General features: G+C 31.2%; 14 protein-coding genes. All 14 read left to right on the top strand.

Annotated features, from left to right (window positions below):
* Nucleotides 1-2 precede the first annotated feature (2 nt).
* The 14 genes from gmk to SOR77_RS01240 are packed head-to-tail and all read left to right on the top strand — an operon-like array spanning nucleotide 3 to nucleotide 13,763.
* Nucleotides 3-626, top strand: coding sequence for a guanylate kinase (gmk, locus tag SOR77_RS01175; protein WP_320635382.1), 624 nt, complete (start codon nucleotides 3-5; stop codon nucleotides 624-626).
* A complete protein-coding gene (rpoZ, locus tag SOR77_RS01180) occupies nucleotides 623-955 on the top strand; it encodes a DNA-directed RNA polymerase subunit omega (RefSeq protein ID WP_320635383.1) in 333 nt (110 codons plus the stop codon). Before gmk ends, rpoZ begins: the two co-directional genes overlap by 4 nt.
* Nucleotides 939-2,141 carry a bifunctional phosphopantothenoylcysteine decarboxylase/phosphopantothenate--cysteine ligase CoaBC gene (gene coaBC / locus SOR77_RS01185; protein WP_320635384.1) on the top strand — a complete coding sequence of 401 codons (1,203 nt, stop codon included), beginning with the start codon at nucleotides 939-941 and terminating at the stop codon, nucleotides 2,139-2,141. Before rpoZ ends, coaBC begins: the two co-directional genes overlap by 17 nt.
* 32 nt (nucleotides 2,142-2,173) lie before the next feature.
* Nucleotides 2,174-4,513, top strand: coding sequence for a primosomal protein N' (gene priA / locus SOR77_RS01190; protein ID WP_320635385.1), 2,340 nt, complete (start codon nucleotides 2,174-2,176; stop codon nucleotides 4,511-4,513).
* A gap of 4 nt (nucleotides 4,514-4,517) precedes the next feature.
* The gene (gene def, locus SOR77_RS01195; protein WP_320635386.1) at nucleotides 4,518-5,003 is read left to right on the top strand and encodes a peptide deformylase; all 486 of its coding nucleotides are present in this window, start codon (nucleotides 4,518-4,520) and stop codon (nucleotides 5,001-5,003) included.
* A gap of 10 nt (nucleotides 5,004-5,013) precedes the next feature.
* Entirely contained in the window at nucleotides 5,014-5,922 is a 909-nt protein-coding gene (gene fmt / locus SOR77_RS01200) for a methionyl-tRNA formyltransferase (protein WP_320635445.1), read from the top strand.
* A gap of 4 nt (nucleotides 5,923-5,926) precedes the next feature.
* Nucleotides 5,927-6,592 carry a zinc metallopeptidase gene (locus SOR77_RS01205; RefSeq protein ID WP_320635387.1) on the top strand — a complete coding sequence of 222 codons (666 nt, stop codon included), beginning with the start codon at nucleotides 5,927-5,929 and terminating at the stop codon, nucleotides 6,590-6,592.
* Between the two features lie 4 nt (nucleotides 6,593-6,596).
* Nucleotides 6,597-7,916, top strand: a complete 1,320-nt coding sequence (gene rsmB / locus SOR77_RS01210; RefSeq protein WP_320635388.1) for a 16S rRNA (cytosine(967)-C(5))-methyltransferase RsmB — start codon at nucleotides 6,597-6,599, stop codon at nucleotides 7,914-7,916.
* On the top strand, nucleotides 7,906-8,937 hold the full coding sequence (gene rlmN, locus SOR77_RS01215) for a 23S rRNA (adenine(2503)-C(2))-methyltransferase RlmN (RefSeq protein WP_320635389.1): 1,032 nt from the start codon (nucleotides 7,906-7,908) through the stop codon (nucleotides 8,935-8,937). The genes rsmB and rlmN overlap by 11 nt, the downstream gene beginning before the upstream one ends.
* On the top strand, nucleotides 8,921-9,631 hold the full coding sequence (locus SOR77_RS01220) for a Stp1/IreP family PP2C-type Ser/Thr phosphatase (RefSeq protein ID WP_320635390.1): 711 nt from the start codon (nucleotides 8,921-8,923) through the stop codon (nucleotides 9,629-9,631). Before rlmN ends, SOR77_RS01220 begins: the two co-directional genes overlap by 17 nt.
* An 8-nt stretch (nucleotides 9,632-9,639) precedes the next feature.
* Nucleotides 9,640-11,631, top strand: coding sequence for a Stk1 family PASTA domain-containing Ser/Thr kinase (gene pknB / locus SOR77_RS01225; RefSeq protein WP_320635391.1), 1,992 nt, complete (start codon nucleotides 9,640-9,642; stop codon nucleotides 11,629-11,631).
* A 7-nt stretch (nucleotides 11,632-11,638) separates the two neighbouring features.
* Nucleotides 11,639-12,493, top strand: coding sequence for a ribosome small subunit-dependent GTPase A (gene rsgA / locus SOR77_RS01230; RefSeq protein WP_320635392.1), 855 nt, complete (start codon nucleotides 11,639-11,641; stop codon nucleotides 12,491-12,493).
* Nucleotides 12,490-13,137 carry a ribulose-phosphate 3-epimerase gene (rpe, locus tag SOR77_RS01235; RefSeq protein ID WP_320635393.1) on the top strand — a complete coding sequence of 216 codons (648 nt, stop codon included), beginning with the start codon at nucleotides 12,490-12,492 and terminating at the stop codon, nucleotides 13,135-13,137. The genes rsgA and rpe overlap by 4 nt, the downstream gene beginning before the upstream one ends.
* Nucleotides 13,134-13,763: a thiamine diphosphokinase gene (locus SOR77_RS01240; RefSeq protein WP_320635394.1), complete on the top strand. Its 630-nt coding sequence runs from the start codon at nucleotides 13,134-13,136 to the stop codon at nucleotides 13,761-13,763. Before rpe ends, SOR77_RS01240 begins: the two co-directional genes overlap by 4 nt.
* The last annotated feature ends 52 nt before the right edge of the window (nucleotides 13,764-13,815 follow it).

Here is a 13,815-nt window from a genome sequence, read left to right on the forward strand (position 1 = left end):
TTTTGTCAGCAGGATTTTTACTAGTACTATCAGGTCCTTCAGGTAGTGGGAAAGGAACAGTTAGTCAAGCTTTAATGGAGAAAAATGACAAGATATCTTTTTCAACATCAGTAACTACTAGGACACCTAGACCTAACGAAGTAAATGGAGAAAATTATTTCTTCACCACAATTGAAGAATTTGAAAAAATGGTTGAGCAAGATGAATTATTAGAATATGCCTTTGTCCATACCAACTATTATGGAACTCCGAAAAAGTTTGTATTTGATGAAATAGAAAAGGGCGAAATTGTATTACTTGAAATAGATGTTCAAGGAGCCCTACAAATTAAGAAAAGATATAAGGAAGCTGTATTTATTTTTCTTTTACCACCAACAATGGATGAATTGAAGTCTAGACTTATAAAACGAGATACTGAAACGGAAGAGGAAATTAATACACGTTTTAAAAATGCTTTTAAAGAACTTGACTTTGTTGGAGAATATGACTATTTTGTAGTTAATAATAAAGTTGAAAATGCAGTAAAAGATATAGAAAACATAATTGAAGCTGAAAAGTTGAGGGTAAAACGTCATAAAGATATTAAAGCGGAAGTTATGGCAGAAAGAGGAGGAAATAAGGAATGAACATTCCTTCATTTAATGAATTAAGGAAAATATCAAGCAGTAGATATGGGCTTGTAATGTTAGTTTCTAAAAGGTCTAGAAAAATAGTAGATGGAAATGACCCACTAATAAAAACTAAACATGAAAAACCGGTTTCTATTGCAATAGAAGAAATTATAAATGGCGCTGTGAAATTTGGGAAACCAATGAGTGATAAAGAATATTCACAAAAAATAGCAGCACAAAGAGAGGCTAAGTTAAATAGCCTAAAGAATAATGATGAATCAGATGTTGAAGTAAGTAGTGAAATTGAAACAACTGGAGAAGATTTAATTGGATCTCAAGAATAAAAATATATTATTAGGTGTTACTGGAGGGATTGCAGCATATAAAGCTCCAGGGATAGTAAGCATATTAAAGAAAAATGGAGCTAATGTAAAAGTTGTGATGACGGAGTCTGCAACTGAGTTTGTAACTCCTCTAACTTTTCAGACAATGTCAAACAATGTTGTACACTACAAGATGTTTGAGCAATTATCAAATATGGATGTAGAACATATATCATTGGCAAAATGGGCAGATATGATCGTTGTTGCCCCGGCAAGTGCAAATACAATTGCAAAATTTGCCACGGGGATAGCAGATAATTTATTAACTACTGTACTCAGCGCTAGTAGGTCAAAGGTTATGATAGTTCCAGCAATGAATACTTATATGTTAAATTCAGAAGCAAATATCGAGAATATGAGTAAATTAAAAAATCGTGGAGTAATTGTAACACAGACACAACATGACTTACTTGCATGCAATGATATTGGTGATGGGAAGATGTTAGAGCCATCACAAATTGTCGACTTGATAGATTTTCATTTAGCTGAGAAAGATTTAGAAGGGTATAATTTTGTAATTACAGCAGGCCCAACTCAAGAGTCTATAGACCCTGTTAGATTTATATCAAATCATTCAAGTGGGAAAATGGGATATGAGTTGGCGAAGGCGGCTACTAAAAGAGGTGCTAAGGTAATTTTGATTTCAGGTCCTACAAATTTAACAAGACCTAACGTTGATAAATTTGTGCAGGTGTTTAGTACACAAGATATGTATAATGCCGTAGAGGAACATTTTAAAAAAACTGATGTGTTGATAAAAGCAGCAGCTCCGGCTGATTTTAAACCTAAAAATTATAGTAAAGATAAGTTAAAAAAAGCTGATGCGAATATGAATTCAATAGAGCTTGTTCCAAATACTGACATAGCGAAACATTTCGGTTCGATAAAAACAAATCAAATTATAGTTGGGTTTGCGGCAGAGTCAAGAGATGAACTCAACTATGGATTAAAAAAATTAGAGTCTAAAAATTTTGATATGATTGTTATAAATAATATAACTCAAGAAAATGCGGGCTTTAAGAAAGATATAAATACTGTAAAAATAGTCGATAGAAATAAAAATATTACTGATCCGGGAACAATGTCTAAAGAACAGCTTTCCCATGTGATATTAGACAAAGTATTAGAATTTTTAAAAGCAAGATAATTTCTTGCTTTTTTTATGATGTGGAGGGTTAAATGAAATTTGTAGAAGTTTTTATAAAGAATAATATATCCAAAATAGACATTTTATATACATACTCCACTGATTTTGATTTAAAACCGGGAATGAGAGTTTTAGTGCCATTTGGAAAGGGCAATTCAACAAAAGTTGCAATGGTTTTAAAAGTTTTAAATTCGTGTGATAATGAGTATAGAATAAAAAAGGTATTAAGACAAATTGATTATGAGCCAATTTTAACAGATGATTTGATTCAACTTGGATTTTATATGCATGAGAGATATCTTACAAGTTTTAATCAAAGTTTTGCTCCTATTATGCCTCCTGGAGACTTTAAAAAAGTGAGGACAAAATTTAAAATAATTTCAAAGGAAGGTTTATCTAAAGAAGATATATTAAAACTATATGATTTGGAGAACCAAAGTAAAAATTTTATTTCTAAGATGTTAGAACTTAAAAAGATAAAAACTGAAGTCATAGTAGATACTGAAAGTGGAGTTAAAACTCAAATATTTATAGAACTTGATGAAAATTACTTGGATAAAATATCTAAAGGGAATTTTAAAATCACAGATAAACAATCTATGGTAATAAAATATCTATCTAAAAATGGAAGTGTAAAACAATCTGATTTGCTAGCTGATTTAAAAATTTCAAATTCACCAGTGAAGTCACTACAGATAAAAAATTTAATAAAGTTAGTTGATAGAGAAGTTTATAGAGACTTAAGAGAGTTTAAGGAATATAGAGCTCATATTCTTAATGTAGAGCAGTTGAACGCTGTAGAAGGCGTTTTAAGCACTAATAAGACTGTATCTCTTCTGCATGGAATGACAGGAAGTGGAAAAACTGAAGTATATCTTAAATTAGCAGAGAATATTGTAAAAGAAAACGGGCAAGTCATTATGCTGGTGCCTGAAATAGGGCTAACTCCTCAAATGATAGAAAGATTTTTAGGCAGATTTAAAGATAGAGTTGCAGTTATTCATTCGAAATTATCAAGGGGAGAGAGATACGACGCGTGGCGTAAGATAAAGAATTCGGAAGTTGATATAGTTGTTGGTGCAAGGTCAGCAGTGTTCGCTCCGTTTGAAAATTTAAAACTTATAATAATAGATGAAGAACACGACAACTCTTACAGATTTCATAGTGGGCTTAGATATGACACTATTGAAATAGCTAAGAAGAGAATGGAGTTATTAAAAGGGAAAGTTGTTTTGGGAAGTGCGACTCCTGATGTGACAAGCTATTATAAAGCTAAAGAAGGAAAATATAATTTACTAACTTTAAATAAAAGAGCTGTAACAGGGGCTAAGTTACCTGAAATAGGAATAGTAGATATGAGAGAAGAACTTTTAAATGGAAATATTTCTATTTTTAGTGAAAGTCTTAAAAGGAAACTTGAAAATACAATGAATCAAAACAAACAGGCAATACTATTTTTAAATAGACGTGGCTTTTCTCACTTTATATCTTGCAGAAGTTGTGGGCATGTCATAAATTGTGATAACTGTGATATTTCAATGACATATCATAAATCGATTAATAGATTGAGATGTCATTATTGTGGAGAGACCAAGCCTGTTCCAAAAGTTTGTCCTAATTGTGGAAGCAAGTATATAAAACAATTTGGAATAGGAACACAAAAAGTTGAAGAAGAATGTCAAAAGCTGTTTCCTGATAAAAAAATAATAAGAATGGATAGAGATACCACAACTAAAAAGGATTCGTACGAATCATTTTATGGAATGATGAAGAATGGAGAAGCTGATATTTTAATAGGAACTCAGATGCTAGCTAAAGGATTAGATTTTGAAAATGTAACTCTTGTTGGAGTTATAGCTGCTGATTTATCACTTCACATTTCAGATTATAAAGCTGAAGAAAGTACATTTGATCTTTTAACTCAAGTAGCAGGTAGGGCAGGAAGGTCAGTAGACCAAGGATACGTAGTGGTGCAGACTTACTCGCCTGACAATTATTCTATAAAGTATTCAGCAAATTCTAATTATGGAGAATTTTACAATAAGGAAATAGAAAATAGAAAATTGTATGGATATCCACCATTTGTTGAGATGATAAATATATATTTTTCATCAGAAGTGAATCTAAGTTTAGAAAAATTTGCAAATGAAATTTTAATGGATATAGGAAGCAAAATAGTTGGTTATGAAGTACAATATAGTAGAATAATAGCAATGCCTAAAATTCAAAATGTACACAAGGTTAAATTCACTTTAAAGGTGGGGCCTGAAAGTATAGATGAGTTATCTAAACAGATAAAAAGGGTATTAGATGAACATAAAAATGAAAGCGAACGTTTAAATATATATATAGATGTAGAATTTAAGAGGTGATTTAATGGCAATTAGAAATATTAGAATAGATAGGGATCCAATTTTAAGAAAAAAATCAAAAGAAGTTAGTGAAATAACACCAAGAGTTAAAGAATTGATAAGTGATATGTATGAAACTATGTATCACGAAAATGGAGTTGGTATAGCTGCTGTTCAAGTTGGAATTTTAAAGAGAATTGTAGTTATAGATGACAGAGAAGAAAATAAATTAACTTTAATAAACCCCGTTATAAAAAATCCTAAAGGTGAACAAGTGGGTATGGAAGGTTGTTTGTCAGTTCCACAAAAACAAGGAAAAGTTAAGAGATATAGCGAACTTGAACTTGAGTATATGGATGAAGATGGTAATAAAAAGGAAATTATAGCAAGTGAATTTTTAGCTACAGTAATACAACACGAGTTAGACCACTTAGATGGAATTTTATATTCTGACAGAGCAGAGGAAATGTTTGATTTAGAAGACTTAGAAGATATAAGTGAGGAAGAGTAATTTGAAGATAGTGTTTATGGGTACACCTGATTTTTCTGTAATGCCTCTTGAAGCAATTAACGAAAACCATGATGTAGAGTTGGTTGTAACTCAAGAAGACAGAAAAAAAGGACGAGGTAAAAAACTATTACCGCCTGAAGTTAAGATAAGTGCAGAAAATTTAGGATTAAAAGTTTATCAACCTGAAGATATAAACAGCGAAGAAGCTATTGAAGTGTTAAGAAGTGTAGAGGCTGATGCGTTTGTAGTGGTTGCGTATGGACAAATTCTTAGAGAAGAAATACTTGAAATGCCAAAGTATGGCTGCATAAATATACACGCGTCATTACTTCCAAGATTAAGAGGGGCAGCACCTATAAATAGAGCTATAATTGATGGTGATAGTGAAACAGGTATATCAATTATGAAAATGAACACGGGTCTTGATACAGGTGATGTTGCATTATCAGAATCTATGGCTATAGAAAATTTAAATTCAGAAGAATTGAGCACGGAACTTTCTAAGTTGGGTTCAAAGTTGATTTTAAAATTTTTATCAGAGTTGGAGAATGGAAATATAAATTACACTCCTCAAGACGAGTCAATTTCAACTTACGCAGAAAAGATAACAAAAGAAACAGCTAATATAGACTTCAACACAATGAATACTTTTCAAATTGAAAGATTGGTTAGAGGCATGGTAGATAGAGGCGGAGCTTTTACTACGTACAAAGGAGAAAGACTAAAAATATTCAAAGCGGAAAAGGTAGAAGACGTATCTGGCCAAATAGCTGGAGAACTATTAGACGATTTAAAAATTAAGACTATTGATGGAGCAATACAGATAAAAGAACTTCAAATGCCAAATAAAAAGAGAATGGACTCAAAGAGTTTTATGTTGGGGAATAGTCTTGAAAAGGGGATTGTATTAGGAGGTTGATTTTTTGTACGGATATGATTACTTAGTTCATATAATGCCGGCAATATTGCTTATATTATTTGCACAATACAAAGTTAAAAAAGCATACTCTGAATATTCTAAAATTGATTCAGGAACAGGAATGACAGGAGCAGAAGTCGCTGAGAGTATATTAAGAAGTCATGGCTTAAACGACGTTAGAATAAATAGAGTATCTGGAAATTTAACGGACCACTATAATCCACAGACAAGAGAATTAAATCTATCTGATGGAGTATATTCAAAAAGAAGTATAGCATCTCTTGGGATAGCAGCGCATGAAGTAGGTCATGCCATACAACATCAAGAGGGATATTCGCCTTTAAAACTTAGAAGTGTTTTAATTCCAATGGCAAATATAGGGTCAAACTTTGGAATATATATGGTAATTATGGGAATGATTTTTTCAAGAGTATTAGTTGACGTTGGAATAATATTTTTTGCTGCGTCAGTTGCATTCACTATAATTACACTACCTGTGGAATTTGATGCTTCAAGAAGAGCACAAATAGAATTAGAAAATTATATGAGTCAAGAAGCACTTGCAGGTTCGAGAAAAGTTTTAAGTGCAGCTGCACTTACTTATGTAGCTTCAACAGTTATGGCAGTTCTTCAACTGTTAAGATTGTTGAACATTTCGAGGGATAGATAAAATAGTGAAAGATATTAGAAGAAAGGCGCTCTCTATAATTGACAATGTCCTTTATAAAGGGGCCTTTTTAAATGAAGAACTTTTAATAGCATATAATCCTAAAGACGATATTAGAGATTACAATTTATTAACTCAAATAACAACAGGAGTAGTCAAAAACAGATTGTTGTTAGAATATGTTATAAGAAAAAATTCAAAGATTAGAATAAAAAAAATACATAAGACTATTTTAAATATTCTTATGATAGGAGTTTACCAAATTTTATTTTTAGATAAAGTACCGAACTATTCAGTGGTTGATGAATCTGTAAAACTTGCAAAAATCTATGGCAATAAAGGCTCTATAGGATTTACAAATGCGATACTTAGAAACATATCAAACTCAAAAGAAAAGATAATACAGTCTGCATTTTATACTGAGGAAATTGAAAATGTGGCGGAGAAGTTTTCTATACTCTACTCACATCCGATAGAGTATGTTCAAAGTTTATTAAAAGAATATGATGAAATTTTTGTGAAATCTCTTTTAATGGCTAATAATGAAAAGCCACCTTTTACAATAAGGGTAAATACTAATTTAACAGATAGAGAATCATTGAAAAAAGATTTGGAGAGTCAAGGATATACAGTACACAAGACAAAGATGTCAGAATATGGGCTCTCAATTGAAAATCCAAGTGGTATCATAGATACAAAAAATTTCAAACAAGGACAATTTTATGTTCAGGATGAAGCATCAATTTTAGCTGTGGAGCTATCAGATTATAAGGCGGAAGATATTTTAGATTTGTGCTCAGCACCGGGTGGGAAATCTATAAATGCAAAACTTTTGAATCCAAATGCTACTATAGTTTCTTGTGATATATCAGACAAGAAAATATCTCTTGTAGGCGAAAATTTTATAAGATTAAATCTTAGAACGAATGGAATAATAAAAAATGACGCTACAATATATAATAAGAATTTAGAAAACAGGTTTGATTTAGTTATTGTAGATGCTCCTTGTTCAGGTTTGGGGTTAATAAGAAGAAAGCCTGAAATAAAATGGAATAGAAGTTTAGAAAATATTAAAGGTTTATCAAAGATTCAAAGTGATATACTAAAAAATGCGGCGAGATATGTTAAAATTAAAGGTATGATAATATATTCAACTTGTACTATCACAAATGGAGAAAATGAAGATGTTATTTTGAAATTTTTGAAAGAAAATCCAAACTTTAAACTAGTGAAGACAATGGATAGAGAAACATTAAAATTATACCCTAATATTCAAGGAACGGATGGTTTCGCTATAACTAGATTGGTAAAAATAAATGAAAATTAATAATATGACACTAAAAGAGCTTGAAGATTGGGTAGTTGAAAAGAATTATCCAAAGTTTCGAGCAAAACAACTATACACTTTTTTTAATAAAAACAAGAGAATAGATATTGAAAATTCTAACCTACCTAAAAATATTATAGAAGAAGTTGGAAGCTTAGATATTGCAGAAATAGAGTGTGAATTTTCTTCGAAATTAGATGACACTAAAAAATATTTATTTAAGTTGAATGATGGAAATTTAGTAGAAGGAGTTTTGATGAAATATAAGCATGGCTATTCGCAATGCATATCCACTCAAGTTGGGTGTAGAATGGGTTGCGTATTTTGTGCTTCAACAAAGGCAGGACTCATAAGAAATTTAACCTCGGCAGAGATGTTAAGGCAAATATATAGCGTTGAAAATAAATTGGGAATAAGAGTTTCCAATATAATTTTGATGGGAAGTGGAGAACCTTTGGATAATTATGAAAATACACTAAAGTTTTTAAAAATTCTTCATTCGGAAGAAGGACACAACATGAGTTATAGAAATATGACTATTTCAACTTGTGGCATAGTGGATAGAATATACGATTTAGCAGAGGAAAATCTACCAATTACATTAGCTATATCTTTACACAGTCCAAATGATGATACGAGGTCGAAAGTGCTTCCGGTAAATAGAAAATATAATTTAGAAAGCCTAATTGAGGCTTGTAAGTATTATTCAAATGAAACTAACAGTAGAATAACTTTTGAATACACACTTATTAGTGGAGAAAATTCGTCTATATCAGATGCTTACGAATTATTTAATTTATTAAAGGGATTTAAATATCATATAAATTTAATTCCTTTGAATTCAATAGAGGAATATCAAAAAGGCAGGCCTTCAGCTGAAGAAATAGATATGTTTAAGTCCGAACTCATGTCTTATGGAGCAGAAGTAACTGTAAGAAGAGAACTTGGTAGAGATATAAGTGCATCATGTGGACAACTGAGAAGGAAGTATGAAGGTGGTATTAATGAAGTTTGTTCATAGAACTCATAAAGGCAACATTAGAGAAATAAACGAAGATTTTTATTATGTTCCAAATGAGAATGGAAATTTATTTATTTTGGCAGACGGAATGGGAGGACATTTAGCCGGAGAAACAGCATCGAGGTTGGCTGTTGAAACGGTTGTTGAAAAATTAAGTGGTGAATTTAAAACTTCCGATGAGCTCGTTACCAAAATAAAAGAGTCAGTTAAAATTGCTAATGAAGTTGTTTACAAAAAATCATTAGAAGATTCAAACTTAAGGGGAATGGGCACAACTATTAGCATAGGGTATATATATCAAGGTAAATTTTACTATACAAATGTTGGAGATAGCAGAATTTATAAAATAGCCGAAAAAATTGAACAAGTAACCAAAGATGATTCCTTTGTAAATTATTTAGTAGAAATAGGAGAAATAACAGAGGAAGAAGCAAAACAACACCCTAAGAAAAATGTTATAACAAGGGCGATTGGGACAGCTGAAGATTTAAATGCTGAAGTTAAAAATTTTGATTTAGCAACCGGAGAAATACTTATGTGTTCAGATGGTTTGTCTAATATGGTTTCAAATGAAGAAATATTGGAAGTTTTAAAGAATTCTGAGATGAAGAATTGGGGAGATAATCTCTTAAATAAAGCTCTTAATGCAGGTGGAATGGATAATATTACATTTATTATTATAGAAATTGAGTAGGTGCTTAAATGATAGGGAAAATACTTGGCAATAGATACGAAATATTGGAGAAAATTGGCACAGGTGGTATGGGGGATGTATATAAGGCTCATTGCCACAAGTTAGATAGAATAGTAGCAATAAAAGTGCTAAAGGCTCAATACAATGACGATAACAATTTTATAAGAAAATTTAAAAGAGAATCTTTAGCGGCCGCTAGTATTTCTCATCCTAATATAGTTAGTATCTATGACGTTGGAACTGAAGAAGTTGATGGCGAAAAAGTACACTATATAGTGATGGAATTTATAGATGGAAAAACTTTAAAAGAATTAATAGCTGATGATGGTAAAATTCCTGAAAAAAGAGCTTTAAATTATTTAGCTCAAATTACAGAAGCTCTTAAAATAGCTCATAACAAAGGGATAGTTCACAGAGATATAAAAAGTCAAAATATAATGGTGACAAAAGACCACAGGGTAAAAGTTACAGATTTTGGAATTGCAAGAGTTGCAGATAATGCTACTGTAACAGCAACCAATGCGATAATGGGATCTGTACACTATTTTTCACCAGAACAAGCAAGGGGCTCAAAAGTAGATAATAGATCAGATATTTACTCTCTAGGAATTGTAATGTTTGAAATGCTAACTGGAAGAGTTCCTTTTGATGCAGATAATCCTGTATCAGTTGCTCTTATGCAAGTTCAAGGGAATATGCCTATACCATCTACTGTGGTTCATGAAATTTCTAAAGAAACTGATGCAATAGTTTTAAAAATGACACAAAAATACCCGGATGATAGATATTCAGATGTTTCGGGATTGATGAATGATATAAAAAATATTCAACTTGGAAAGACTAATCCTAATATGTATACAAATACATCAAGGACAGAAAGAACTTCTAATTTATATTCAAACAATGGCAGAGAGTCTTCGAAAAAAGTTTTGCGTAGACCTGAAAATTATAACCGTGAGGCAAAGAGAATAGAACCTAGAGAACCAAAAAAGAAAGAAAAATCTTCTCTACCTGTTATATTGGGTATTATATGTGCAGTTTTACTTGTATTTTTAATACTATTTGTTGGACCAAATGCATTTAAATCTTCACAAAAAGCAGATTTAGTAACAGTACCTGAACTTATCGGTAAAAATGATAAAAAAGCACAAGAAGAGTTGGAATCATTGGGTCTTATAGCTGATATAGAAGCTGTAGAAGACCAAGGTGAAAATTTAAATGTCAAAGATAGAGAAGTATTAGACCAAGATCCAAAGGCGGGAGAACAGATAAAAGAGGGAAGTAAAGTCACTATTAAAATAAATGTAAAACCTCAAGAAGTCCCGGCTCCTGGACTTGTAGGAAAGACATTGGAACAAGCAAAAATTTTATTAGACCAAGCGGGACTTTTAGTGGGAGATATTACAAATTTACCATCTACAGAAGTCGAAGAAGGGCAAATATTCAAACAAGAACCTGCTAGTGGAGAAAATATCCCGGCTGGTTCAAAGATAAAGCTTTATATTTCATCAGGAAAAGATAAGGAACTTGTAAATATTCCAAAGGTATCTGGATTAAGTGCTGAAGATGCTGAGTTTACATTGAGAAGTTTGGGATTTGAAGTTAAGATAGAAGAAGTTAATTCATCAAGCGTAGAGTTTGGAGAAGTATCAGACTATAATCCAAAGGGAGAAGCAAATAAAGGTACAACTATTGAATTATTTGTAAGCAAAGGACAGGATGAAAGTTCTAATGAAAATACAGATAGTGAAAGTTCAAGTAAACAAACTAAAGAAGAACATACTACAGGGCCTTCTGAAATAAATGTAGATATACCTGATGATGGTGAAACTCACAGTTTAACAATCACAAGATATACTAAAAATGGAAAGCAATATGTACTTGCCGATTTTAAAAATTTAAAGGAAGATTTTGTACAAAACATTGAGTATGCTAAAAAGGGTGATAGATTTGAAGTTATACTTGATGGTAAAGTTATAAAAAATACTATTTTGGAATAGGTGAAATATGAGAGGTAAAATTGTAAAACTTACGGGCGGATTTTACTATGTGATGAGAGATGAAGTTGTTTATGAAACTAGAGCTAGAGGACTTTTTAGGAATGAAGATAAAAAACCATTAGTTGGAGATATAGTTGAATTTAAAATGGAAAATAATCTAGGGTATATTGAAAAGATATATCCTAGAAAAAATATATTAAAGAGGCCAAAAGTTGCAAATGTTGATCAGGTTTTAGTGGTTATACCTACAAAGGACCCGGTATATAATTTAAACTTAGTAGATAAAATAATTGCTTCTTATGAAGAAGAGGTTGAAATTTTAGTGGCAATTAATAAATATGACTTAGATAAATCAGAGGGAGAGTACCTTTTTGAAATATACAGAAAAGCCGGGTTCAAAACTTTCTTGATATCTTATAAATATACTTTTACAATTGATTTATTAAGAGAATATTTAAAAGGAAAGACAACAGCTTTATCAGGGGTATCTGCTGCTGGAAAATCTACTGTAATAAGTAATATATTAAAAAAAGAAGTACAAGTAGGAAATGTTTCAGAAAAAACTAAGAGGGGGACTCACACTACAAGACACGTTGAAATAATATCAGGAGATGAAGATACATATGTATTTGATACTCCGGGATTTTCAAGCTTTGAATTAGATATAAAAGCTGATGACCTAAAAGAATATTTTAGAGAGTTTGAAAAAAACAGAGGAAATTGCAAATTTCAAGACTGTTGTCATATAAATGAACCTGGATGTGCAATAAAAAAATTAGTAGAAAAAGGAGAAATACCTGAATCAAGATATAAAAGTTACCTACAAATATACAATGAATTAAAAGAAAAGGAGCACTCATGATTTCGCCATCAATATTAGCATGTGATTTCACCAGAATAAGAGAACAATTTGAAATAATGAATAAATCTAAGGTAGATTATGTACATCTTGATGTAATGGATGGTGTGTATGTCCCAAACATTTCATTTGGACCGGATATAATAGCTCAGCTTAGAAATATTACAGATATACCTTTTGATGTGCATTTGATGATAGAACAGCCTGAAAGATATATAGATGATTTTGTAAAGGCTGGGGCAGATATAATCACAATTCATCCAAGTGCTACAAAACATTTAAATAGAACCTTAAACTTGATAAAAGAAAAGGGTGTAAAAGCAGGAATGGCTATAAATCCAGCAGAAAATTTAAATATACTTGACTATACGATTAAAGATTTAGATTTAGTTTTAATTATGAGCGTAAATCCAGGTTTTGGAGGACAAAAATTTATAGAACAAGTTTATGGAAAGATAGCATCTGTTAGAAAAATAATAGACAGAGAAAATCCTGAGTGTATACTTGAAGTAGATGGCGGAGTTAAATTAGAAAATGCTCTTAAAGTTTATGAAAGTGGAGCGGATTTTTTGGTGGCAGGTTCAGCAATATTTGGAGCAGAAGACCCAATGAAGGCAATAGAATTATTCAAGGAAATAGAAAAGTGAGAGGAGTAGTTGTTTCCGCCGGGAACAAAGTATCTGAAGAGATATTAAAAAAATATTTGAATGATTCATATATAATATGTTGTGATGGTGGAATTAAAAATTTTTATGAATTAGATACTTTACCTAATTTAATAGTTGGAGATTTTGACTCCATAGATGAAAATGGAAGAAAATTTATTGAAGATAATAATATAGAAAAGAACGTGTACAATACAGTCAAAAATTTTACAGATACAGAAGCAGCAATAGATATATTACTTGAAAGAGGATTTGAAGAGATAGTGATATTAGGAGCTACTGGCACAAGATTAGACCATACATTGGCAAATATATTTTTGCTGCAAAAGTTATTTGGCAGATCAAAAGCTACAATAGTAGACAACAACAATATAATAGAGTATGTTGAAAAAGGAGAATATTTTTTTGAAAAAGATGAACACATTTATATAAGTGTTATAGCCATTAGTGAGGAAATGATTTATTCTACATACGGAATGAAATATGAGGCTGATGAATTAAAAATTTTGACAAGTGAAATTAGAGGTGTCAGTAACGAATTAAAAGGCGACACAGGGAAAATAATAGTACACGAAGGAAGAGGATTTATCATCAGGTCAATTGATTGATAAATCCTTTTTTGATAAGAGATAGTTAATTATGATATTATAGGAGAATAAA

The organism is Peptoniphilus sp. (genome assembly GCF_034090345.1).
GTDB lineage: Bacteria > Bacillota > Clostridia > Tissierellales > Peptoniphilaceae > Peptoniphilus.